The 22159-nt window shown below is 70.2% G+C and carries 22 protein-coding genes; 9 read left to right on the forward strand and 13 right to left on the reverse strand.

The genetic code is table 11. The features are described from left to right. Window positions 1-12 precede the first annotated feature (12 nt). The 6 genes from Sfulv_RS05810 to Sfulv_RS05835 are packed head-to-tail and all read right to left on the reverse strand — an operon-like array spanning window position 13 to window position 5798. Entirely contained in the window at window positions 13-1281 is a 1269-nt protein-coding gene (locus Sfulv_RS05810; protein ID WP_173312308.1) for a cysteine desulfurase, read from the reverse strand. Next, a complete protein-coding gene (gene sufC, locus Sfulv_RS05815; protein WP_173312311.1) occupies window positions 1278-2042 on the reverse strand; it encodes a Fe-S cluster assembly ATPase SufC in 765 nt (254 codons plus the stop codon). Before sufC ends, Sfulv_RS05810 begins: the two co-directional genes overlap by 4 nt. A 7-nt stretch (window positions 2043-2049) precedes the next feature. Continuing rightward, a complete protein-coding gene (locus Sfulv_RS05820) occupies window positions 2050-2367 on the reverse strand; it encodes a bifunctional 3-phenylpropionate/cinnamic acid dioxygenase ferredoxin subunit (protein WP_173312314.1) in 318 nt (105 codons plus the stop codon). After that, a complete protein-coding gene (gene sufD, locus Sfulv_RS05825; RefSeq protein WP_371874635.1) occupies window positions 2367-3584 on the reverse strand; it encodes a Fe-S cluster assembly protein SufD in 1218 nt (405 codons plus the stop codon). Before sufD ends, Sfulv_RS05820 begins: the two co-directional genes overlap by 1 nt. 58 nt (window positions 3585-3642) lie before the next feature. Further along, window positions 3643-5064, reverse strand: a complete 1422-nt coding sequence (gene sufB, locus Sfulv_RS05830) for a Fe-S cluster assembly protein SufB (RefSeq protein WP_173312317.1) — start codon at window positions 5062-5064, stop codon at window positions 3643-3645. Further along, on the reverse strand, window positions 5061-5798 hold the full coding sequence (locus tag Sfulv_RS05835; RefSeq protein WP_173312320.1) for a helix-turn-helix transcriptional regulator: 738 nt from the start codon (window positions 5796-5798) through the stop codon (window positions 5061-5063). The genes sufB and Sfulv_RS05835 overlap by 4 nt, the downstream gene beginning before the upstream one ends. Window positions 5799-5982: 184 nt before the next feature. Between Sfulv_RS05835 and Sfulv_RS05840 the strand changes: the two genes are divergently transcribed. The 3 genes from Sfulv_RS05840 (at window position 5983) to Sfulv_RS05850 (ending at window position 8718) form a co-directional block, all read left to right on the forward strand. After that, window positions 5983-6909 (forward strand): ABC transporter ATP-binding protein, encoded by a 927-nt coding sequence (locus tag Sfulv_RS05840; RefSeq protein WP_173312324.1) that lies wholly within the window; start codon window positions 5983-5985, stop codon window positions 6907-6909. Next, window positions 6906-7673: an ABC transporter permease gene (locus tag Sfulv_RS05845; RefSeq protein ID WP_173312327.1), complete on the forward strand. Its 768-nt coding sequence runs from the start codon at window positions 6906-6908 to the stop codon at window positions 7671-7673. The genes Sfulv_RS05840 and Sfulv_RS05845 overlap by 4 nt, the downstream gene beginning before the upstream one ends. A gap of 73 nt (window positions 7674-7746) precedes the next feature. Beyond that, complete coding sequence (locus Sfulv_RS05850; protein ID WP_173317612.1) at window positions 7747-8718, forward strand: COX15/CtaA family protein; 972 nt, start codon at window positions 7747-7749, stop codon at window positions 8716-8718. A 123-nt stretch (window positions 8719-8841) separates the two neighbouring features. On the opposite strand, the gene Sfulv_RS05855 is transcribed toward Sfulv_RS05850, so the two are convergent. Then, window positions 8842-9198, reverse strand: a complete 357-nt coding sequence (locus Sfulv_RS05855) for a hypothetical protein (RefSeq protein WP_173312330.1) — start codon at window positions 9196-9198, stop codon at window positions 8842-8844. A 98-nt stretch (window positions 9199-9296) separates the two neighbouring features. Then, window positions 9297-10250 carry a heme o synthase gene (locus tag Sfulv_RS05860; protein ID WP_173312333.1) on the reverse strand — a complete coding sequence of 318 codons (954 nt, stop codon included), beginning with the start codon at window positions 10248-10250 and terminating at the stop codon, window positions 9297-9299. A 281-nt stretch (window positions 10251-10531) separates the two neighbouring features. Between Sfulv_RS05860 and tkt the strand changes: the two genes are divergently transcribed. The 6 genes from tkt to Sfulv_RS05890 all read left to right on the forward strand — a co-directional run bounded on the left by tkt (window position 10532) and on the right by Sfulv_RS05890 (window position 17573). Next, on the forward strand, window positions 10532-12619 hold the full coding sequence (gene tkt / locus Sfulv_RS05865) for a transketolase (RefSeq protein ID WP_173312336.1): 2088 nt from the start codon (window positions 10532-10534) through the stop codon (window positions 12617-12619). 34 nt (window positions 12620-12653) lie between these two features. After that, on the forward strand, window positions 12654-13772 hold the full coding sequence (tal, locus tag Sfulv_RS05870; protein ID WP_173312339.1) for a transaldolase: 1119 nt from the start codon (window positions 12654-12656) through the stop codon (window positions 13770-13772). Window positions 13773-13777: 5 nt separating this feature from the next. Next, window positions 13778-15310, forward strand: a complete 1533-nt coding sequence (gene zwf / locus Sfulv_RS05875) for a glucose-6-phosphate dehydrogenase (protein WP_173312341.1) — start codon at window positions 13778-13780, stop codon at window positions 15308-15310. Continuing rightward, entirely contained in the window at window positions 15307-16350 is a 1044-nt protein-coding gene (gene opcA / locus Sfulv_RS05880; RefSeq protein ID WP_173312343.1) for a glucose-6-phosphate dehydrogenase assembly protein OpcA, read from the forward strand. Before zwf ends, opcA begins: the two co-directional genes overlap by 4 nt. Further along, the gene (pgl, locus tag Sfulv_RS05885; protein ID WP_173312345.1) at window positions 16347-17129 is read left to right on the forward strand and encodes a 6-phosphogluconolactonase; all 783 of its coding nucleotides are present in this window, start codon (window positions 16347-16349) and stop codon (window positions 17127-17129) included. Before opcA ends, pgl begins: the two co-directional genes overlap by 4 nt. Before the next feature lie 78 nt (window positions 17130-17207). Then, window positions 17208-17573: a VOC family protein gene (locus tag Sfulv_RS05890; RefSeq protein ID WP_173312347.1), complete on the forward strand. Its 366-nt coding sequence runs from the start codon at window positions 17208-17210 to the stop codon at window positions 17571-17573. 38 nt (window positions 17574-17611) lie between these two features. Here Sfulv_RS05890 and Sfulv_RS05895 read toward each other — a convergent pair whose 3' ends face one another. From Sfulv_RS05895 to secG, 5 genes are all read right to left on the reverse strand, one after another. Beyond that, window positions 17612-19141 (reverse strand): PH domain-containing protein, encoded by a 1530-nt coding sequence (locus tag Sfulv_RS05895; RefSeq protein ID WP_173312350.1) that lies wholly within the window; start codon window positions 19139-19141, stop codon window positions 17612-17614. Next, complete coding sequence (locus Sfulv_RS05900) at window positions 19138-19641, reverse strand: PH domain-containing protein (RefSeq protein ID WP_173312353.1); 504 nt, start codon at window positions 19639-19641, stop codon at window positions 19138-19140. The genes Sfulv_RS05895 and Sfulv_RS05900 overlap by 4 nt, the downstream gene beginning before the upstream one ends. Before the next feature lie 5 nt (window positions 19642-19646). Then, a complete protein-coding gene (pgi, locus tag Sfulv_RS05905) occupies window positions 19647-21299 on the reverse strand; it encodes a glucose-6-phosphate isomerase (protein WP_173312356.1) in 1653 nt (550 codons plus the stop codon). 151 nt (window positions 21300-21450) lie between these two features. After that, entirely contained in the window at window positions 21451-21786 is a 336-nt protein-coding gene (locus Sfulv_RS05910) for an RNA polymerase-binding protein RbpA (protein WP_173312359.1), read from the reverse strand. Window positions 21787-21895: 109 nt separating this feature from the next. After that, on the reverse strand, window positions 21896-22126 hold the full coding sequence (gene secG / locus Sfulv_RS05915; RefSeq protein WP_173317614.1) for a preprotein translocase subunit SecG: 231 nt from the start codon (window positions 22124-22126) through the stop codon (window positions 21896-21898). Window positions 22127-22159 lie beyond the last annotated feature (33 nt).

The following is a 22159-nucleotide window of genomic DNA, read 5'->3' on the forward strand; positions in this document are numbered from 1 at the left end:
GCAGTTGTGGCATTAACCGAAAAAGTTCCGGACGTGTTCGAGACCGTCCACCAGGGCGTCGACCTCGGCGGGCGTGGAGTACAGATAGAACGACGCTCGTGTGGTCGCAGGAATTCCGTACCGCAGGCACACCGGCCGCGCGCAGTGGTGGCCGACCCGGACGGCGATGCCCTGCTCGTCCAGCACCTGGCCCACGTCGTGCGGGTGGATGTCACCGAGCGTGAAGGAGATCGCCGCCCCCCGGTCCACGGCCGTCGACGGACCGATGATCCTGAGGTCCGGGACCTCCAGGAGCCGCTTCACCGCGTACTCGGTGATGGCCTGCTCGTGGCGGTGGATGTTCTCCATGCCGATCGCCGAGAGGTAGTCCACGGCCGCGCCGAGGCCGACCGCCTGGGCGATCGGAGGCGTACCCGCCTCGAACTTGTACGGCGCCGGGGCGTACGTCGAGGAGTGCATCGACACGGTCTCGATCATCTCGCCGCCGCCGAGGAACGGGGGCAGGTCCTCCAGGAGTTCCTGCCGTCCCCACAGCACGCCGATGCCGGTCGGGCCGACCATCTTGTGGCCGGTGAAGGCCACGAAGTCCGCCTGGAGCGCCTGCACGTCGAGCACCATGTGCGGGGCCGCCTGCGAGGCGTCGATGCAGACCAGCGCGCCGACCTGCTGGGCGCGGCGGATGATCTGCTCGACCGGGTTGATCGTGCCCATGATGTTCGAGACCAGGGTGAAGGTGACGATCTTCGTCTTCTCCGTGATGACCTCGTCGATGTCGGACAGGTCGAGACGGCCGTCGTCGGTGATGCCGAACCACTTAAGCTTCGCGCCGGTGCGCTGCGAGAGCAGCTGCCACGGCACGATGTTGGAGTGGTGCTCCATCTCCGTGGTGACGATCTCCGTGTCACTGTCCACCCGATAGGGCTCGTCGGCCCAGCCGAGCATGTTGGCCACGAGGTTGAGCGACTCGGAGGCGTTCTTCGTGAAGATCACCTCGTTGCGGCTCGGCGCGTTGATGAAGGCCGCGACCTTGTCACGCGCGCCCTCGTACAGCGCGGTGGCCTCCTCCGCGATGGTGTAGACACCGCGGTGGACGTTGGCGTTGTGCCGCTCGTAGTACTCGTTGAGCGCATCGAGGACCTGGCGCGGCTTCTGCGACGTCGCCGCGCTGTCCAGGTAAACGATCTTCTTGCCGTCGTGGACCGTGCGGTCCAGGATCGGGAAGTCCTTGCGGATCGCCTCGGTGTCGAGGAGGCCGGAGAGCCCCTGTCGGGCGTCAGTCACGCGGAAGCGCCACCCTTCGTGTAAACCTCGTAGCCCTCGTTCTCCAGCTTGTCGGCGAGCTCGGCCCCACCGGACGCGGCGATGCGGCCGTGGGCGAAGACGTGCACGAAGTCGGGCTTGATGTACCGGAGGATCCGCGTGTAGTGCGTGATCAGCAGGGTGCCGACCTCACCGGTCTCGCGGACCCGGTTGACGCCCTCGGAGACGACGCGCAGGGCGTCCACGTCGAGGCCGGAGTCGGTCTCGTCGAGGATGGCGATCTTCGGCTTGAGGAGCTCCAGCTGAAGGATCTCGTGGCGCTTCTTCTCACCGCCGGAGAAGCCCTCGTTGACGTTGCGCTCGGCGAAGGCCGGGTCCATCTGGAGGCCGGTCATCGTCTCCTTGACCTCCTTCACCCACGTACGCAGCTTGGGCGCCTCGCCGCGGATGGCGGTGGCGGAGGTGCGCAGGAAGTTGGAGACGGAGACGCCGGGGATCTCGACCGGGTACTGCATGGCGAGGAAGAGCCCGGCACGGGCGCGCTCGTCGACGGTCATGTCCAGGACGTTCTCGCCGTCCAGGGTGACCGTGCCACTGGTGATCGTGTACTTGGGGTGACCCGCGAGCGAGTAGGCGAGGGTGGACTTGCCGGAGCCGTTGGGGCCCATGATGGCGTGGGTCTCGCCCTGCCTCACGGTCAGGTCGACGCCCTTGAGGATCTCCTTCGTGGCGTTGTCGGCCTCGACGGAGACGTGCAGGTCGCGGATTTCAAGCGTTGCCATGAGTGACTCAGGTCTCCTGGGTGACGGAGACGAGCACATCGTCCCCTTCGATCTTTACGGGGTAAACGGGAACGGGGCGCGTCGCGGGAAGGCCGGACGGCTTGCCGGTGCGCAGGTCGAAGCTCGATCCGTGCAGCCAGCACTCGATCATGCACTCCTCGACCTCGCCCTCCGAGAGCGAGACGTTCGCGTGCGAGCAGATGTCGTTGATCGCGAACACCTCGCCCTCGGTGCGCACCACGGACACCGGCGTGCCGTCGAGCTCCACCCGCTTCGGGGTGTCGTCCTCCAGCTCGCTCAGCGCACAGGCTTTGACGAAGGCCATCAGACGGACGCCTTCAGCTCGGTCTCGATCTTGTCGAGCAGACGCGCTTCGACGTCCGGCAGGCCGATCTGCTGGACGAGCTCGGCGAAGAAGCCGCGCACGACGAGGCGGCGGGCCTCCTCGGCGGGGATTCCGCGCGACTGGAGGTAGAACAGCTGCTCGTCGTCGAACCGGCCGGTCGCGGAGGCGTGGCCGGCGCCGACGATCTCGCCGGTCTCGATCTCCAGGTTCGGCACCGAGTCGACCCGCGCGCCGTCCGTGAGGACGAGGTTGCGGTTCATCTCGTAGGTGTCGGTGCCCTCGGCCGCGGCCTGGATGAGGACGTCGCCGATCCACACCGCGTGCGCGCCTTGGCCCTGGAGCGCACCCTTGTACGCCACGTTGGACTTGCAGTGCGGGGTGTTGTGGTCGACGAGGAGGCGGTGCTCCTGGTGCTGCCCCTTGTCGGTGAAGTACAGGCCGAAGAGCTCGGCCTCACCGCCGGGGGCCGCGTAGCTGATGCGCGGGTGCAGGCGGACCAGGTCGCCGCCGAAGGTGACGATGATCGACTTGAACGAGGCGTCCCGGCCGATCAGGGCGTTGTGCTGGCCGACGTGGACCGCGTTCGCGTCCCAGTCCTGGACCGAGACGACGGTGAGCTTGGCACCGTCGCCCAGGACGTAGTCGACGTTGGCGGCGAGCACGGCGTCACCGGTGTGGTCGATGACGACGACGGCCTCGGCGAAGGCTCCGAGCTCGATGAGCTGGTGGCCGAAGGCGACACCGCCCTCGCCGTGCACGGCGATCCGGATCGGCTCCGTGAGCACGGCCTCCTTGGCGACCGTGACGACCGACGCCCGGGTGAACGAGCTGTACGCCTGGGCGGCGACGCGGTCCACCGGGGTGCCGGCCTTGCCGAGCCGCGAGTCCTCGCGGCCGACGGTCTCGACGGTGACCCCCTCCGGGGCGTCGACCGCGACCTTCACCGCGTCGCCGGTGGCGACCGCGGTGCCGTCGTGCAGGCCGCGCAGCCGCTCCAGCGGCGTGAACCGCCACTCCTCCTCACGGCCGTGCGGGACGGGGAAGTCCGCGACGTCGAAGGAGGGCGGCGCGCTCATGCGCGTGGCGACGGTCGACTCGGCGGCCACCGCGATGGACCCGGCAGTGGTGGAGCCCGCCGGAGGGGGTCCCCCCGCTCGTGCGGAGCCGAGAGTGGGGGTGTTCAGAGCCTCAGCCATGGCTGTCGTAGTGCTCGCTTTCTCAGTCAAGAAGTCGGGGACGCGGTCGGCGGGCGTACTAGCCGACCGAACCCTCCATCTGCAGCTCGATCAGCCGGTTCAGCTCCAGGGCGTACTCCATGGGCAGCTCCTTGGCGATCGGCTCGACGAAGCCGCGCACGATCATCGCCATGGCCTCGAACTCGGTGAGTCCACGGCTCATGAGGTAGAAGAGCTGGTCCTCGGAGACCTTGGAGACGGTCGCCTCGTGGCCCATGGACACGTCGTCCTCACGGACGTCCACGTACGGGTACGTGTCCGAGCGGGAGATCGTGTCGACGAGGAGCGCGTCGCAGAGCACGTTGGACTTGGAGCCCGGGGCGCCCTCGCCGATCTCGATGAGACCGCGGTAGGACGTACGGCCGCCGCCACGCGCCACGGACTTGGAGACGATGTTGGACGAGGTGTTCGGAGCCATGTGGACCATCTTGGCGCCGGCGTCCTGGTGCTGGCCCTCGCCCGCGAAGGCGATGGACAGGGTCTCGCCCTTGGCGTGCTCGCCCATCAGGTAGATGGCGGGGTACTTCATGGTGACCTTGGAGCCGATGTTGCCGTCGACCCACTCCATGGTCGCGCCCTCGTACGCCACGGCGCGCTTGGTGACGAGGTTGTAGACGTTGTTCGACCAGTTCTGGATCGTCGTGTAGCGGCAGCGGCCGCCCTTCTTCACGATGATCTCGACGACCGCGGAGTGCAGCGAGTCCGAGGAGTAGATCGGCGCGGTGCAGCCCTCGACGTAGTGGACGTAGGCGTCCTCGTCGACGATGATCAGCGTCCGCTCGAACTGGCCCATGTTCTCCGTGTTGATACGGAAGTAAGCCTGGAGCGGGATCTCCACGTGCACGCCCTTCGGCACGTAGATGAAGGAGCCGCCGGACCACACGGCCGAGTTCAGCGAGGCGAACTTGTTGTCACCGACGGGGATGACGGTGCCGAAGTACTCCTGGAAGAGCTCCGGGTGCTCCTTCAGCGCGGTGTCGGTGTCCATGAAGATGACACCCTGCGCCTCCAGCTCCTCGTTGATCTGGTGGTAGACGACCTCGGACTCGTACTGCGCGGCGACACCGGCGACGAGGCGCTGCTTCTCCGCCTCGGGGATGCCGAGCCTGTCGTACGTGTTCTTGATCTCCTCGGGCAGGTCCTCCCAGGACTCCGCCTGCTTCTCCGTGGAGCGCACGAAGTACTTGATGTTGTCGAAGTCGATGCCGGAGAGGTCCGAGCCCCAGTTCGGCATGGGCTTCTTACCGAAGAGCTTGAGGCCCTTGAGCCGCAGCTTCAGCATCCACTCGGGTTCGTTCTTCTTCTCCGAGATGTCGCGCACGACAGCCTCGGAGAGGCCGCGCTTGGCCGCAGCGCCTGCCGCGTCGGAGTCGGCCCAACCGAATTCGTACGTGCCCAGACCCTCGAGCTCAGGGTGGGCAGTCTCCGTGGGGAGCGTCATGCGGGGTTCCTCCCGGCAGTGCTTGCAGATACTGAGGTGGTCCGTGCTGGTGCGTGGCCGCTGCGCGGCACGTATGTCGTACACACACCGTCGCCGTGGGCGAGCGTGGCCAGACGCTGCACATGCGTCCCGAGCAGGCTGGAGAAGATTTCCGTCTCCGCCTCGCACAGCTGCGGGAACTGCTCGGCGACATGCGCGACCGGGCAGTGGTGCTGGCACAACTGCTCGCCCTGCTGCGGGCCGGGCGCACTTCGCGCCGTAGCAGCGTACCCGTCGGCCGACAGGGCCCTGGCGAGCGCGTCGGTGCGGTCCTCCGGGGCGGCCGACTCGACCACGACGCGGTACGCCTCGGCCTGGGCGGCCATCCGGGCGCGGGCGAACGCGACGACCGCCTCCTCGCCCGCGGTCTCGGAGATCCAGCGCAGGGCGTCGGCGGCGAGCTTGTCGTAGGACTGGTCGAAGGCGTCCCGCCCGCAGTCGGTCAGGGCGAACACCTTGGCGGGGCGGCCCCGGGTCCGCGCCCCGTACACCCGCTGATCCCGGGCCTCGACGACCCCGTCCGAGACGAGTGCGTCGAGATGACGGCGGACGGCGGCCTGAGTGAGCCGGACGCGTTCGGCGAGGTCGGCGGCGGTGGACGGGCCGTGGTCCAGGATGGAGCGCGCGACCCGGTTGCGCGTCGAGCGCTCACCGGTCGCGAGTTCCTCCTGCGGAGCCTCGCCAACGTATTTCACAACGCCATTGTTGCGTAATTCACCGGACCCTGACAACCCGCCGCCCCGATCATGGCGTGATGGATTCGTCACTTAGGCATACCTAAGTTGACCTGCGGAAATGATCAAACCGCTCCTAGCGCCCCTCCCCGCCGCCCGGGACCCGCGCCCCGCCCCCCGGACCGCCGGACCTAGACTTCCGGCCATGAACAGCGAGCCCGTCGTCCAGATCACCGGTCTGGTGAAGCGGTACGGCGCGAAGACCGCGGTGAACGGCCTCGACCTCGACGTCAGGGCCGGCGCGGTCACCGCGGTCCTCGGCCCGAACGGCGCAGGCAAGACCACCACCGTCGAGACCTGCGAGGGCTACCGGAAGCCGGACGCCGGGACCGTACGCGTCCTCGGCCTCGACCCCGTCGCCGACGCCGCGGCGCTGCGCCCCCGGGTCGGCGTGATGCTCCAGTCCGGCGGGGTCTACTCCGGCGCGCGGGCCGACGAGATGCTGCGCCACATGGCCAGGCTGTACGCCCACCCCCTGGACGTCGACGCCCTGACCGAACGGCTGGGCCTCGGCAGCTGCGGGCGCACCACCTACCGCCGGCTCTCCGGGGGCCAGCAGCAGCGGCTCGCCCTCGCGATGGCCGTCGTGGGCCGCCCCGAGCTGGTCTTCCTGGACGAGCCGACCGCGGGCCTGGACCCGCAGGCGCGCCGCGCCACCTGGGAACTCGTACGGGAACTGCGCGCCGACGGCGTCTCGACCGTGCTGACCACGCACTCCATGGACGAGGCCGAGGAGCTCGCCGACGACGTCGCCGTCATCGACGCGGGCCGGGTCATCGCCCAGGGCAGCCCGGAGGCACTGTGCCGCGGCGGCGCCGAGAACACCCTGCGCTTCACCGGCCGTCCCGGTCTCGACCTCGCCTCCCTGCTCAAGGCGCTGCCGGACGGTACGGCGGCGGCGGAGACGCCCGCGGGCACGTACCGCATCACGGGAGAGGTCGACCCGCAGCTGCTGGCCACCGTGACCTCCTGGTGCGCCCAGCACGGAGTGATGCCGTCCGGCATCTCCGTGGAGCGGCACACGCTGGAGGACGTCTTCCTGGAACTGACAGGCAAGGAGCTGCGCGCATGAGCGCCGGTACGTACACCCCCCGCCCGGGCGCCGCCCCTCTGCCCCGCATGATCGCCGCGCAGACCGCGCTGGAGACGCGGATGCTGCTGCGCAACGGCGAGCAGCTGCTCCTCACGGTGATCATCCCGGCGCTGCTGCTCGTGCTGTTCAGCACGGTGGACGTGGTGGACACGGGCGCGGGCGACCCGGTCGACTTCCTGACGCCCGGCGTCCTCGCGCTGGCCGTGATGTCCACGGCCTTCACCGGCCAGGCCATCGCCACCGGCTTCGAACGGCGCTACGGCGTGCTCAAGCGGCTCGGCGCCTCACCGCTGCCCCGCTGGGCGCTGATGACCGCGAAGACCCTGTCGGTGCTGGTCACCGAGGTGCTCCAGATCGTGCTGCTGACGGGGATCGCGTTCGCGCTCGGCTGGTCGCCGGAGGGCAACCCGTTCGCCGTACTGCTGCTCCTGGTGCTCGGCACCGCGGCGTTCTCGGGCCTCGGTCTCCTGATGGCGGGGACGCTGAAGGCGGAGGCGACGCTCGCCGCCGCGAACCTGGTCTTCCTGCTGCTGCTGGTGGGCGGCGGCGTCATCGTGCCGCTCGACGAGTTCCCCGACGCGCTCCGGTCGGTCCTGGGCCTGCTGCCCGTCTCGGCCCTCTCCGAGGGGCTGCGGGACGTGCTCCAGCACGGCTCGCCGACGCCGTGGAGCGAGGCCGGTGTCCTCGCGCTCTGGGCCGGGCTGGGGCTGGGCGCCGCGGCGAGGTTCTTCCGCTGGGAGTAGGCGTCCGGCTGTGACCCACACCATCCGGGCATACCGCACCCCTCGTGAAAACATGCACAAGCCCCGGCCTACGATGGTCCGCGTGGAAACCCCCCTCTCCTACATCGCCAAGCGCTGGACTCCGTCCACCGATGTGGTCCGGCGCGCCGCTCTCTCCGCAGTCGTGATGAGCGTGTTCATCATCGTCACGGGCGGTGCCGTCCGGCTGACCGGTTCCGGTCTCGGCTGCGACACCTGGCCCAAGTGCACGGACGACAGCCTCTTCGCGACCCCCGAGCAGGGGCTGCACGGCGCGATCGAGTTCGGCAACCGGATGCTCACCTACGTCCTGTCCGCCGCCGTCGGCTGGGCGATCATCGCGGTGCGTTCCGCGAAGCCCAGGCGCCGCGGCCTGACCCGGCTCGCCTGGTCCCAGTTCTGGCTCGTGATGGGGAACGCCGTACTCGGCGGGATCACGGTCTGGGCGGGCCTGAACCCGTGGACGGTGGCCGGGCACTTCCTGCTCGCCAACTGCCTGCTCGCGGTCGCCGTCATCACCTGGGTGCGGACCGGCGAGGGCGACGGCGCGCCGCGCCCGCGCGTCCCGAGGCCGGTACGCGGCCTGTCCTGGGCCGTCCTCGTCACCACGGTGGCCCTGATCGCTCTCGGCACGACGGTGACCGGTTCCGGCAAGCACGCCGGTGACAGCAGCGACGTACCGCGCATGCCGTGGGACTGGACCGCCGCCGCGCACGTGCACGCCGTCGCCGCCTGGGTCGTCTGCGCCCTGGCCGTCGCCGTGTGGCTGGCACTGCGGGTGGTGGACGCCCCGGCCGACACCCGGGCGCGCGCCCGTGACCTGCTGATCGTGCTGCTCGCGCAGGGAGCGATCGGGTACGTGCAGTACTTCAGCGACGTCCCCGAGATCCTGGTCGGCCTCCACATGCTCGGCTCCGCGCTGATGTGGATCGCCGTGCTGCGGCTGTTCCTCGGCATGCGGGAGCGTCCGGAGGTCACGGCCGGCACCCCCGCGCGGGAGGTTCCGGCCGTCACCGTCGCGAGCTGACCTGCGGCGGCCGCGCTCCGGCGGGCCGGCCGGGGCTCCCCGCGACGGCGTGCGCACGCACGGCCGGACGAGTGAGCGCCCTAGCCCTGGCTCAGGTATCGCCCGTGTGCGGTCCCGGACGGCTCAGCGGTTGCCGGACGGCCCGCCGAGCTGGATACCGGCCATCCGGGACCACTCGTACGGCCCTGTGCGCACCTTGGCCGCGAAGTCGCCGTCGAAGCTCTCGTGCATCGTGATGCCGGACTTCCGCGCCGCGCTGTCGGCCACCGCGTACGAGGGCGCCACGAGGTCGCCCCAGCCGCCGTCCTGCCCGACGAGGACGATCCGGGTGCCCGACTGCCCGGTGTGCGCGAGGTGGCCCTCCGCGCCGCCGTGCTCCTTGGCGAACGCGCCGATCTGCCTGGCCAGCTTCGCCGCCCTGCGCTCCGCGCGGGCCGCCTGCCTGCTGTCCACCTGCTGGGTCCCTGCCGTCTCTGCCATGCCCTGGATGCTACCGAGCAGTAGATCAACTGGCGACGGGCGGGCCGCGTGGTCTGTGCCACGTGGCCCGCCCGTCGGCGGAGGCGTCCGCGCGCCGGTCACCTCAGGAAGGGGTCCACCGCGACGGCGACGAAGAGCAGCGAGACGTAGGTGATGGACCAGTGGAACAGCCGCATCTCCTTGAGCTTGGCGCCGGTCACCCCGGAGCTGGCCCGGGTCTTCAGACCGTGCGCCTCCCAGAGCCAGAAGCCGCCGGTCAGGACGGCCACCGTCGTGTAGAACCAGCCCGTGTAGCCGAGCGGGGTCAGCAGCAGCGACACCGCCACCATCACCCAGCTGTAGATGACGATCTGGCGGGCGACCACCTGGTTGGTGGCGATGACGGGGAGCATCGGCACGCCGACCCTGGCGTAGTCCTCCTTCACCTTCATCGACAGCGGCCAGTAGTGCGGCGGCGTCCAGAAGAAGATGACGGCGAAGAGCACGACCGCGGCCCACGAGAGGGAGTCGGTCACCGCTGACCAGCCGATGAGGACCGGCATGCAGCCGGCGATTCCGCCCCACACGATGTTCTGCGAGGTGCGGCGCTTCAGGAGCATCGTGTAGACGACGACGTAGAAGAGCAGGGCCCCGAGCGCGAGTGCCGCCGAGAGCCAGTTGACGAGCAGGCCGAACCAGACGGTGGAGACGACCGCGAGGGAGATACCGAACACGAGGCACTCGACGGGGCTCACCATGCCGGTGACCAGCGGGCGCTGCGACGTTCGGTCCATGAGCGCGTCGATGTCGCGGTCGATGTACATGTTCAGCGCGTTGGCACCACCCGCGGAGAGATATCCGCCGATGGTGGTAGTGAGTACGAGCCACAGGTCTGGAACACCTTGAGCGGCGAGGAACATCACCGGAACGGTGGTGATGAGCAACAGCTCGATGATTCGGGGCTTGGTAAGCGCCACGAATGCCTTGATGCGGGCCCCGAACGGGCGATGGCCCCCTGGGCTCGGAGTCAAGGCGACCCCTGCGGGTCGGGACTCGACGGCCGTCACGCACACCCCTGACAGAGAAATCCCAGCAAGCTCCGGGAGGGCCCGGTAAAGACTTGCGCGAACCAGACCACTGTAGACGTTGCCGACACACCGCTCCTCGCGGGGTGGGCTCGCGTCGGAGTGACGCGGTGATGAACGGGCACCCTCCGCCAGGAGGCGAACTCCTCAGCTCGCCGCCACCCTGGTAACTACCCGAAAGCAGCGCGTGGTGTCAGGGGTAGGCTCGACATCGCCCGGTGCGGTAACAGCCACCGGTACACGACAGTGGAGAGGAGCCCTGACTCAGGGTGAGCACCAAGCCGACCACCACAGACCTCCAGTGGACCGAATTGGACCAGCGGGCCGTGGACACTGTCCGTGTCCTCGCCGCGGACGCCGTACAGAAGGTCGGAAACGGCCACCCGGGTACGGCGATGAGCCTGGCTCCCGCCGCGTACACCCTCTTCCAGAAGGTGATGCGGCACGACCCCGCGGACGCGGAGTGGACCGGGCGCGACCGGTTCGTCCTCTCGGCGGGCCACTCCAGCCTGACGCTCTACATCCAGCTCTACCTGGCCGGATACGGTCTGGAGCTCGACGACCTCAAGGCGTTCCGCACCTGGGGCTCCAAGACCCCGGGCCACCCGGAGTACGGCCACACCACCGGCGTGGAGACGACGACCGGGCCGCTCGGCCAGGGTGTCGCCAACGCCGTCGGCATGGCCATGGCCGCCCGCTACGAGCGCGGCCTGTTCGACCCGGAGGCGGCCCCCGGCACCTCCCCGTTCGACCACAACGTCTACGTCATCGCCGGTGACGGCTGCCTCCAGGAGGGCATCTCCGCGGAGGCGTCGTCGCTGGCCGGGCACCAGAAGCTCGGCAGCCTCGTGATGCTGTGGGACGACAACCACATCTCGATCGAGGGCGACACGGAGACCGCGGTCTCCGAGGACACCCTCAAGCGGTACGAGGCGTACGGCTGGCACGTCCAGCGCGTCGAGCAGCTGCCCAGCGGCGACCTCGACCCGGCGGGCCTCTACCGGGCGCTCCAGGCGGCCCGGGCCGAGACCGAGCGCCCGTCGTTCATCGCGGCCCGCTCGATCATCGCCTGGCCCGCCCCCAACGCCCAGGACACCGAGGCCGCGCACGGCTCGGCGCTCGGCGACGACGAGGTGGCCGCCACCAAGCGCGTGCTCGGCTTCGACCCCGAGAAGAGCTTCGAGGTCTCCGACGAGGTCATCGCGCACACCCGCGAGGCGCTGGACCGCGGCCGTGACGCCAGGGCCGAGTGGGACAAGTCCTTCGCCGCGTGGCGTACCGCCAACCCCGAGCGCGCCGCCGAGTTCGACCGCGTCGCCTCCGGCGAGCTGCCCGCGGGCTGGGAGGAGAAGCTCCCGGTGTTCGAGTCCGGCAAGGCCGTCGCCACCCGCGCCGCCTCCGGAAAGGTCCTCCAGGCCCTCGGCGACGTCATCCCCGAGCTGTGGGGCGGCTCCGCCGACCTGGCGGGCTCGAACAACACGACGATCGACAAGACGTCGTCGTTCCTCCCGGCGGGCAACCCGCTGCCCGGCGCGGACCCGTACGGCCGGACGATCCACTTCGGCATCCGCGAGCACGCCATGGCCGCCGCCATGAACGGCATCGCGCTGCACGGCAACACGCGCGTCTACGGCGGCACCTTCCTGGTGTTCTCCGACTACATGCGCAACGCCGTGCGGCTGTCCGCGCTGATGCACCTGCCGGTGACCTTCGTGTGGACGCACGACTCGATCGGCCTCGGCGAGGACGGCCCGACCCACCAGCCGGTGGAGCATCTGGCCTCGCTGCGCGCGATCCCGGGCCTGAACGTCGTGCGCCCGGCCGACGCGAACGAGACCACCATCGCCTGGCGTGAGATCCTGCGCCGCTACACCAAGGTGTTCGGCGAGGGCGCCCCGCACGGTCTGGCGCTGACCCGGCAGGGCGTGCCGACGTACGAGGCGAACGAGGACACCGCCAGGGGCGGTTACGTGCTCTTCGACGCCGAGGGCGGCGAGCTCCAGGCCGTACTCATCGCCACCGGCTCCGAGGTGCACCTCGCCGTCGAGGCGCGCGAGCAGCTCCAGGCCGCCGGTGTGCCGACGCGTGTCGTGTCGATGCCGTGCGTCGAGTGGTTCGAGGAGCAGGACCAGGCGTACAAGGACAGCGTCCTGCCGCCGTCCGTGAAGGCGCGTGTCGCCGTCGAGGCGGGCATCGGCCTGACCTGGCACCGGTACGTCGGTGACGCCGGCCGGATCGTCTCGCTCGAGCACTTCGGTGCCTCCGCCGACGCGAAGGTCCTCTTCCGCGAGTTCGGCTTCACCGCCGAGCACGTCGCCGCCGCCGCCCGGGAATCCCTCGCCGCCTCCGCGCGCTGACGCAGGTATCACGACAGTAGGAGATGCAATCCCCATGACAGACGCACTCAAGCGCCTCTCCGACGAGGGCGTGGCGATCTGGCTCGACGACCTCTCGCGCAAGCGGATCACGTCCGGCAACCTCGCCGAGCTGATCGACCAGCAGCACGTGGTGGGTGTCACCACGAACCCGTCGATCTTCCAGAAGGCGATCTCGCACGGTGACGGTTACGAGCAGCAGCTCACCGACCTCGCCGCCCGCGAGGTCACCGTCGAGGAAGCCATCCGCATGATCACGACGGCGGACGTCCGCGACGCAGCCGACATCCTGCGTCCGGTCTTCGACGCCACCCAGGGCCAGGACGGCCGGGTCTCCATCGAGGTCGACCCGCGCCTGGCGCACAACACCCTGGCGACGGTCGCCGAGGCCAAGCAGCTCGCCTGGCTGGTGGACCGGCCGAACACGCTCATCAAGATCCCGGCGACCAAGGCCGGCCTGCCGGCGATCACCGAGGTCATCGGCCGGGGCATCAGCGTCAACGTGACGCTGATCTTCTCGCTGGAGCGTTACCGCGAGGTCATGGAGGCGTACCTGGCGGGCCTGGAGAAGGCGAAGGCCGCGGGGCTGGACCTCGCCACGATCCACTCGGTCGCCTCGTTCTTCGTGTCCCGGGTGGACACCGAGATCGACAAGCGGCTCGACGCGATCGGCACCGACGAGGCGAAGGCCGCCAAGGGCAAGTCCGCCCTGGCCAACGCGCGGCTGGCCTACGAGGCGTACGAGGAGGTCTTCGCGGGCGACCGCTGGGCCGCCCTGGACAAGGCGCAGGCCAACAAGCAGCGCCCGCTGTGGGCGTCCACCGGCGTGAAGGACCCGTCCCTCAAGGACACCCTGTACGTCGACGAGCTCGTCGCCCCGAACACGGTCAACACCATGCCGGAGGCCACGCTCGACGCGGTCGCCGACCACGGCGAGATCACCGGCAACACCATCGCGGGCAGCTACGACCAGGGCCGCGCCGACCTCGAAGCGATCAAGAAGCTCGGGGTCAGCTACGACGACGTCGTCCGGCTGCTGGAGGACGAGGGCGTCGACAAGTTCGAGGCGGCCTGGACCGACCTGCTCAACTCCACCGAGGCGGAACTGAAGCGCCTCGCCCCTTCGGAGGGCTGACCACCTTGTCTGGTGTTCCCGGAGCCAACCCGCTTCGTGACGCCCAGGACCGACGGCTCCCGCGCATCGCGGGGCCGTCGGGCCTGGTCATCTTTGGCGTCACGGGCGATTTGTCCCGTAAAAAGCTGATGCCCGCTGTCTACGACCTGGCCAACCGCGGCCTGCTGCCACCGGGCTTCTCGCTCATCGGCTTCGCGCGCCGCGAGTGGCAGAACGAGGACTTCGCACAGGAGGTCCACGACGCCGTCAAGCAGCACGCCCGTACGCCGTTCCGCGAGGAGGTCTGGCAGCAGCTCATCCAGGGGATGCGCTTCGTCCAGGGCAACTTCGACGACGACGACGCCTTCGAGACCCTGAAGGCCACCATCCAGGAGCTCGACAAGGCACAGGGCACGGGCGGCAACTTCGCCTTCTACCTGTCCGTGCCCCCGAAGTTCTTCCCGCAGGTCGTCCAGCAGCTCAAGAAGCACGGGCTGGCCGACCAGAAGGAAGGCTCCTGGCGGCGTGCCGTCATCGAGAAGCCGTTCGGCCACGACCTCACGAGCGCGCAGGAGCTCAACCAGCTCGTGCACGACGTGTTCCCGCCCAACGAGGTCTTCAGGATCGACCACTACCTGGGCAAGGAGACGGTCCAGAACATCCTGGCGCTGCGCTTCGCCAACACGATGTTCGAGCCGATCTGGAACCGGTCCTACGTCGACCACGTCCAGATCACGATGGCCGAGGACATCGGCATCGGGGGCCGGGCCGGGTACTACGACGGCATCGGCGCCGCCCGTGACGTCATCCAGAACCACCTGCTCCAGCTGCTGGCGCTGACGGCGATGGAGGAGCCGGGCTCCTTCCACCCCAAGGCCCTGGTCGCCGAGAAGCTCAAGGTCCTCACCGCGGTGGAACTCCCGGACGACCTGGGCAAGCACACCGTGCGCGGCCAGTACTGCCACGCGTGGCAGGGCGGCGAAGAGGTCCTCGGCTACCTGGAGGAGGACGGCATCGACCCCAAGTCGGTGACCGACACCTTCGCCGCGATCAAGCTGACGATCAACAACCGCCGCTGGGCCGGCGTGCCGTTCTACCTCCGTACCGGAAAGCGGCTCGGCCGCCGGGTGACGGAGATCGCGGTCGTCTTCAAGCGCGCCCCGTACCTGCCCTTCGAGTCGGGCGCGACCGAGGAACTGGGCGGCAACGCCCTGGTCATCCGGGTCCAGCCGGACGAGGGCGTGACCGTACGGTTCGGCTCCAAGGTGCCCGGCACCTCGATGGAGGTCCGGGACGTCACGATGGACTTCGCGTACGGCGAGTCCTTCACGGAGTCCAGTCCCGAGGCGTACGAGCGGCTCATCCTCGATGTGCTGCTCGGCGACGCCAACCTCTTCCCGCGCCACCAGGAGGTCGAACTCTCCTGGAACATCCTCGACCCGATCGAGGAGTACTGGGACAAGCACGGCAAGCCCGCTCAGTACGCGGCCGGTACCTGGGGTCCGGCCGAGGCTGACGAGATGCTCGCACGAGACGGACGGAGCTGGCGCCGGCCATGAAGATCGATCTCACGGAAACCACGTCCAGCAAGATCAATCAGGCGCTCGTGTCGGGCCGCCGTGCCATCGGCACACCGGCCATCGGCATGGTGCTGACCCTCGTCATCGTCACCGACGAGGAGAACGCGTACGACGCCCTCAAGGCGGCGAGCGACTCCTCCCGTGAGCACCCCTCGCGGATCATCGCGGTGATCAAGCGGGTCAGCCGTTCCCCGCGCAGCCGGCGTGACGCGCGGCTCGACGCCGAGGTGCGGGTCGGCTCCGACTCGGGCACCGGTGAGACGGTCGTCCTGCGGCTGCACGGCGAACTGGCCAACCACGCGCAGTCGGTGGTCCTCCCGCTCCTGCTGCCTGACGCGCCCGTCGTGGTGTGGTGGCCGCAGGACGCGCCCGCCGACCCGGCGAAGGACCCGCTGGGCGCGCTGGCCCAGCGCCGCATCACGGACACCTACTCGGCGGTCCGCCCGCTCGACGAGCTGGCCGTGCGCGGGGCGACGTACAGCCCCGGTGACACCGACCTGGCCTGGACCCGCATCACGCCGTGGCGTTCCATGCTGGCCGCCGCGCTCGACCAGCAGGCCGCTGAGGTGCTTTCAGCCGCCGTGGAGGGCGAGTCGGACAACCCGAGCTGCGAGCTGCTCGCCATGTGGCTCGCGGACCGGCTCGGGGTCCCGGTGGAGCGGACGCAGTCCGAGGGCCCCGGCCTGACGGCCGTCCGGATGGAGACCAGGACGGGCACGGTCACACTGCACCGGCCCGACGGTTCGCTGGCCACGCTCTCCATGCAGGGCCAGCCGGACCGCGGGGTGGCGCTCAAGCGGCGGGAGACCGCCGAACTCCTCGCGGAGGAGCTGCGGCGCCTCGACCCGGACAACACCTACGCGTCGGCGGTGAAGTTCGGTCCGGACAAGCTCGGCGGCCCGCAGGCGAAGCCCGCGGGTTCCGCGGAGAAGCCCCCGCCCGAGAGCCCGGCGGCGACGGCCGCTGCCACGGCCGCGGCAGCCAAGAAGGTCGCCGCGAGGAAGGCGGCGTCGAAGTGAGCGTCCCGCAACTGGTCGTGCACCGCGACAAGGAGCTGATGGCGCAGGCCGCGGCGGCCCGGCTGATCACGAAGGTGGTGGACGCCCAGGCCGCACGCGGTCACGCCTCGGTGGTGCTGACCGGCGGGCGCAACGGCAACGGCCTGCTGGCCGCGCTCGCCGCCACACCCGCGCGGGACGCGGTCGACTGGTCGCGGCTCGACCTGTGGTGGGGCGACGAGCGTTTTCTGCCCGAGGGCGATCCGGAGCGCAATGTCACGCAGGCCCGTGAGGCCCTGCTGGACTCGGTGGCGCTCGACCCGGCCCGGGTGCACGCGATGCCCGCTTCGGACGGCCCGTACGGCGACGACGTGGACGCGGCCGCCGCCGGTTACGCGGCCGAACTCGCGGCGGCCGCGGGTCCGGGGGACCACGGCCCGGTGCCGGCGTTCGACGTGCTGATGCTGGGCGTCGGACCCGACACGCACGTCGCGTCGCTCTTCCCCGAGCTGCCCGCGGTACGGGAGACCGAGCGCACCGTCGTCGGGGTGCACGGAGCGCCCAAGCCGCCGCCGACCCGCGTCTCACTCACGCTGCCCGCCATCCGGGCGGCGCGCGAGGTGTGGCTGCTGGCCGCCGGCGAGGACAAGGCCGAGGCCGCGGCCATCGCCCTGTCAGGCGCCGGGGAGATCCAGGCCCCGGCGGCGGGGGCGTACGGGCGCGGCCGCACCCTGTGGCTGCTGGACACGGCGGCGGCCTCGCTGCTGCCGCGGGCGCTCTACCCGACGGCTTCTCCCTGAGAGACCGTCGGCACGGCCGTACGCAGGCCCGGTCAGCTCTCGGAGCGGACCGGGCCTGCGTCGTGGCACCCTCGGCCCATGATGCGTATCGGAACCGTGGTGATGGGTGCGTCGGACGTCAGGCGCGCGGCGTCGTTCTGGAAGTCGGCGCTCGGTTATGTGGAGCGCGAACCGCTGGCGGACGACTGGGTGGTCCTGGTCCCGGCCTCGGGAAGCGGCGCCGGTCTGGCTTTGGGGCGCAGTAGGTCACCGGTGCAGGAGGTTCCCCGGGTCCACCTCGACCTCTACACGGACGAGCAGGAGACCGAGGTGGAGCGGTTGCTCGGGCTCGGGGCGGTCCGGGTGGCCTGGGAGCTCTACCCGCGGGACCCGGATTTCGTGGTGCTCGCCGATACGGAGGGCAATCGTTTCTGCGTCATCGACACGACGCGTGGTCCCGCCTGAGGGCTGTCCCGTCATCCCTGGTGGATCAGCGCGCGGTGTCAGCTGCGGTGCACGGGGATGTCCGGCGCCCCGGCGCGCTCCAGGAAGGGTTCCAGCAGGCCGGGGACGGCCTGCGCGGCGAATTCCAGGCCCTCGGAGGCGTCGGTGTCGTACGCCGTGTACGCGCCCGCTCCCGCGGCCGTGGTGGCGGTGACGCTCAGCAGCCCGGCACGCCGCTGGAAGTACGACTGGCGCACCGTCCAGCCGATCACTCCGGCCCGTTCCAGTGCGGCCGTGGAGCGCCGGACCGTGCCGGAGCGGGTCACCAGGTACGCGCCGCCCACGGCGTGTCCGAGGGCGCGGTAGGCGTCCAGGGCGAAGAGGACGGCGAGGGGCAGGAACACCGCGGCGCAGGCCAGGGCGGTCCAGAGCAGGAGGGGCGCCAGCAGGGCGCCCAGGGCCGCCATCACCGTCACGGGGACCAGCACGGCCCACAGCGCCCAGCCGAGCCGCCGGCGGCGGGCGGCGCGCGGATGGCCGGTCAGTGCGGCGCCCGTGGGGGCCACCCGCTCGCGCAGGACGTCGGCGGCGACCGCGTCGGCGAGCGCGCGGGGTACGGCCGGCAGCAGGGTGTGGTGGGCGCCGTGCCGCTCCTTGTCGTCCTCGGCCAGGCCCGTCGCGATCGCGTCCAGCCGGGCGGCGCCCATGAGCCGTACCCCCAGCGGCTCCACGAGGTCGACGCCGCGCAGCCGCCGTTCCTCGATGGAGACCGACCGCGAGGTGAACAGGCCGCGGCGGACCCGCAGGGTGCCGCCCGTCTCACGTTCGAGCCGGTAGCCCCACCACATCTCGACCCAGAGTCCGAGCGCCCCGAGGACGCCGGCGACCCCCGCTGCCGCGGCCAGGACGAGCACGGTCCACAGCACCGGGGTGTCACGGAACAGGCCGCCGATCCAGGCGATCACCCGCCTCTGGACCCCGGCCCACTCGCTGACCTGCATCACGGCCCCGGCCGCCGCGCCGCCCAGCATGGGGGCGACGAAGGAGACCGGGGCGTATCTGATCCACCGGAGGTCCAGCGCGGTCAGTTCGCCCTCTCGGTGGCTGCCCGCCGCACCCGTGGCCGCGCGTTCCAGGAGCAGGCGGCGCAGCCGTTCGCCCTCCGCGCGTGTCACCGGGTCGAGCTCCAGCGTCGAGTCGCCGCCGACGTGCTCGCCGGTGCCGATCCGGACCGTGACGAGTCCCAGGAGGCGCTGGAGCGGCCGGGCCGTCAGATCGACGCCGCGGATGCGTTCGCGGGCCAGCGAGCGCTCCTTCACCAGCAGGAGGCCGGTGTGCAGGGAGACCCGTTCGGCACCGACGCGGTAGCGGGTGCGGCGCCAGCGTACGTAGTCGATCCCCGCCGACGACACGGTGAGCACGACGACGGCGGCGGGCACCCAGACCAGGGCGCCGCCGGTCCCCAGGCGTCCCGCGAGGGCGACACCTACCGGAACCGCGGCGCCGAGCAGCACCCCCGCCGTGACGAGCGCGGTGACCAGGACCGTACGCCGGTCCAGGCGGCGCCAGTCGTCGGCGGGGGTGCTCACGTGGCGTCCCCGGGGGTGTCCTGGGTGATCCGGGTCAGCCGTTCGGCCAGCTCGGCCGCCACCTCGTGGTCGAGGCCCTCGATCCGCACCGCACCCTTGGCGGACGCGGTGGTGACGGTGACCGTGGCCAGCCTCCAGAGCTGTTCCAGGGGGCCGCGCACGGTGTCCACGGTCTGGATCCGGGACATCGGCGCGATCCGCCACTCCTGGCGGAAGACCCCCGTCCGGACGTAGACCGCCTCTTCGGTGACCTCCCAGCGGTGGGTGCGGAACCACCAGAGGGGGAGGAGGACGGCACAGACCAGGCCGGTGACCGCCAGGACGGCCGCGGCCGTCAGCAGCCAGAACCGGGCGGGCCCGGTCAGCGCGCCGATCAGGCCGAGCACCAGTACGGGTACCGCGGTCATCAACAGCGCCTGGGCCCGCCACCAGCCGACGGCCCTGCGGTCCAGCGTGTTGCGCGGCGCCCGCAGCCGTACCGTCCCCTCCCCCGTCACCACGCGGCTCAGCGTCCCCGCAGGGTGCGGTACGCGGCGACGAGCGCGGCGGTGGAGCTGTCGAGCCGCTCCCCTCCCGTGCCCTCGGTCAGGACCGGCTCGATCTTCTTGGCGAGGACCTTGCCGAGCTCGACGCCCCACTGGTCGAACGAGTCGATGTTCCAGACGGCGCCCTGGACGAAGACCTTGTGCTCGTACAGCGCGATGAGCTGGCCGAGCACCGAGGGAGTCAGCCGGTCGGCGAGGATCGTGGTCGTCGGGTGGTTGCCGCGGAACGTCTTGTGCGGCACCAGCTCCTCGGGCACACCCTCCGCACGGACCTCGTCAGGGGTCTTGCCGAAGGCCAGCGCCTGGGTCTGGGCGAAGAAGTTGGCCATCAGCAGATCGTGCTGCGGGACGAGTCCGGGCAGCAGGTCACCGACCGGCTCGGCGAAGCCGATGAAGTCGGCGGGGATGACCTTGGTGCCCTGGTGGATCAACTGGTAGTACGCGTGCTGCCCGTTGGTCCCGGGCGTCCCCCAGACGACCGGGCCGGTCTGCCACTCCACCGGGTCGCCGTCCCGGTCCACGGACTTGCCGTTGGACTCCATGTCCAGCTGCTGGAGGTAGGCGGTGAACTTGGACAGGTAGTGGCTGTAGGGCAGTACGGCGTGCGACTGCGCGTCGAAGAACCCGCCGTACCAGACGCCCAGCAGCCCGAGCAGCAGCGGGGCGTTCTCCTCGGCCGGGGCGTTGCGGAAGTGCTCGTCGACGAGGTGGAAGCCGTCGAGCATCTCGCGGAAGCGGTCCGGGCCGATGGCGATCATCAGGGAGAGACCGATCGCCGAGTCGTAGGAGTACCGCCCGCCGACCCAGTCCCAGAACTCGAACATGTTGGCCGTGTCGATGCCGAAGTCGGCGACCTTCCCGGCGTTGGTCGACAGCGCCACGAAGTGCTTGGCGACGGCTTCCTGACCCGCCCCCACTCCCGTGAGCAGCCAGTCGCGGGCCGAGGTGGCGTTGGTGATGGTCTCGATCGTGGTGAACGTCTTGGAGGCGATCACGAACAGCGTCTCGGCCGGGTCGAGCCCCTGGAGGGCCTCGTGGAGGTCGGCTCCGTCGACGTTCGACACGAAGCGCAGGGTGAGCGAGCGGTCCGTGAAGGAGCGCAGTGCCTCGTACGCCATGGCGGGGCCGAGGTCCGAACCGCCGATGCCGATGTTCACGATGTTCTTGATGCGCCTGCCGGTGTGGCCGGTCCACTCCCCCGACCTGACCCGGTCGGAGAAGGCGGCCATCTTGTCCAGGACGGCGTGCACGGCGGGCACGACGTTCTCGCCGTCGACCTCGATCACGGCGTCGCGCGGAGCGCGCAGCGCGGTGTGCAGGACGGCGCGGTCCTCGGTCGTGTTGATCTTCTCGCCGCGGAACATCGCGTCCCGCAGCTCCGCGACACCGGTGGCGGCGGCCAGCTCGCGCAGCAGCCGCAGCGTCTCGTCGGTGACCAGGTTCTTGGAGTAGTCGACGAGGAGGTCGCCGACCCGGAGGGTGAGGTCGGTCCCGCGGTCCGGTGCGTCGGCGAACAGCTGCCGCAGACGGGTCCCGGCGAGTTCCTCACGGTGCTTGCCGAGAGCCGTCCATTCGGGCGTCTGGTTGAGCTTCGTTCGGCTTGGTGCGTTCATCCCGGGTATCAGCCCACTTCTTCTCGTGCCTGCGCATGCCCCACTGCCCCTCCAACCTAATTGATCGGGGAGGCGTGCGGCGCGAGGGTGGGTCACGGCACGGGAAAAGCGGTCCGGCCGGACACCCTGGGGGTGACCGGCCGGTGAACAACTAGATCTCGCCGCGGAGTTTCGCGAGCGCCTCGGCAAGAATGGCCTCGCCGTCCGCGTCGCTGCGCCGCTCGCGTACGTACGCGAGATGCGTCTTGTACGGCTCGGTGCGCGGCGGGGCGGGCGGGCTGTCGCGGTTCTGGCCGGCCGGGAAGCCGCAGCGCGGGCAGTCCCAGGTCTCCGGTACCTGCGCGTCATGGGCGAAACTGGGCTGCGTCTCGTGCCCGTTCGAGCACCAGAAGGAGATGCGCAGACGCGGCGCGGACTCGCCCCGCTCGGCCTCTCCCATCGGCCCCGCGCCGACCCGGCTTCCCCGGATCGCGTTGCCACTTGCCACGGTCGTAACTCCCTGCGTGATGGTGCTCGAAGATGCCCCAGTCTACGTAAGGCCCAACGCGCGTCCAGTGATTGGAGTTACACCCTCACCGGGAATCGCGGACGCCGGGTCAGTTGTCCAGCTTCATCAGCAGACCAAGTACGACGATGCATGCGAACCACACGAGACCGACCACCACGGTGATGCGGTCGAGGTTGCGCTCGGCGACCGAGGAGCCGCCGACTGACGACTGCATACCGCCGCCGAACATGTCGGAAAGGCCGCCGCCCTTTCCCTTGTGCATCAGCACCAGCAGCATCAGCAGCAGGCTGAAGACGATCAGGGCGATCGAGAACCCCATAATCACGGCTGGTCCCTACTTTCCGGAATTCCC

Source organism: Streptomyces fulvorobeus (assembly GCF_013167895.1).
In the GTDB taxonomy this organism is placed as follows: Bacteria; Actinomycetota; Actinomycetes; order Streptomycetales; family Streptomycetaceae; genus Streptomyces; species Streptomyces fulvorobeus.

What these genes read in the sequence shown, in the direction of transcription:
- sufC (WP_173312311.1), bottom strand. Translation starts at nt 2,042, where the DNA reads ATGGCAACGCTTGAAATCCGCGACCTGCACGTCTCCGTCGAGGCCGAC.
- sufD (WP_371874635.1), bottom strand. Translation starts at nt 3,584, where the DNA reads ATGGCTGAGGCTCTGAACACCCCCACTCTCGGCTCCGCACGAGCGGGG.
- Sfulv_RS05845 (WP_173312327.1), top strand. Translation starts at nt 6,906, where the DNA reads ATGAGCGCCGGTACGTACACCCCCCGCCCGGGCGCCGCCCCTCTGCCC.
- Sfulv_RS05890 (WP_173312347.1), top strand. Translation starts at nt 17,208, where the DNA reads ATGATGCGTATCGGAACCGTGGTGATGGGTGCGTCGGACGTCAGGCGC.
- opcA (WP_173312343.1), top strand. Translation starts at nt 15,307, where the DNA reads ATGAAGATCGATCTCACGGAAACCACGTCCAGCAAGATCAATCAGGCG.
- tal (WP_173312339.1), top strand. Translation starts at nt 12,654, where the DNA reads ATGACAGACGCACTCAAGCGCCTCTCCGACGAGGGCGTGGCGATCTGG.
- Sfulv_RS05855 (WP_173312330.1), bottom strand. Translation starts at nt 9,198, where the DNA reads ATGGCAGAGACGGCAGGGACCCAGCAGGTGGACAGCAGGCAGGCGGCC.
- Sfulv_RS05850 (WP_173317612.1), top strand. Translation starts at nt 7,747, where the DNA reads ATGGTCCGCGTGGAAACCCCCCTCTCCTACATCGCCAAGCGCTGGACT.
- Sfulv_RS05820 (WP_173312314.1), bottom strand. Translation starts at nt 2,367, where the DNA reads ATGGCCTTCGTCAAAGCCTGTGCGCTGAGCGAGCTGGAGGACGACACC.
- Sfulv_RS05840 (WP_173312324.1), top strand. Translation starts at nt 5,983, where the DNA reads ATGAACAGCGAGCCCGTCGTCCAGATCACCGGTCTGGTGAAGCGGTAC.
- secG (WP_173317614.1), bottom strand. Translation starts at nt 22,126, where the DNA reads ATGGGGTTCTCGATCGCCCTGATCGTCTTCAGCCTGCTGCTGATGCTG.
- pgi (WP_173312356.1), bottom strand. Translation starts at nt 21,299, where the DNA reads ATGAACGCACCAAGCCGAACGAAGCTCAACCAGACGCCCGAATGGACG.
- sufB (WP_173312317.1), bottom strand. Translation starts at nt 5,064, where the DNA reads ATGACGCTCCCCACGGAGACTGCCCACCCTGAGCTCGAGGGTCTGGGC.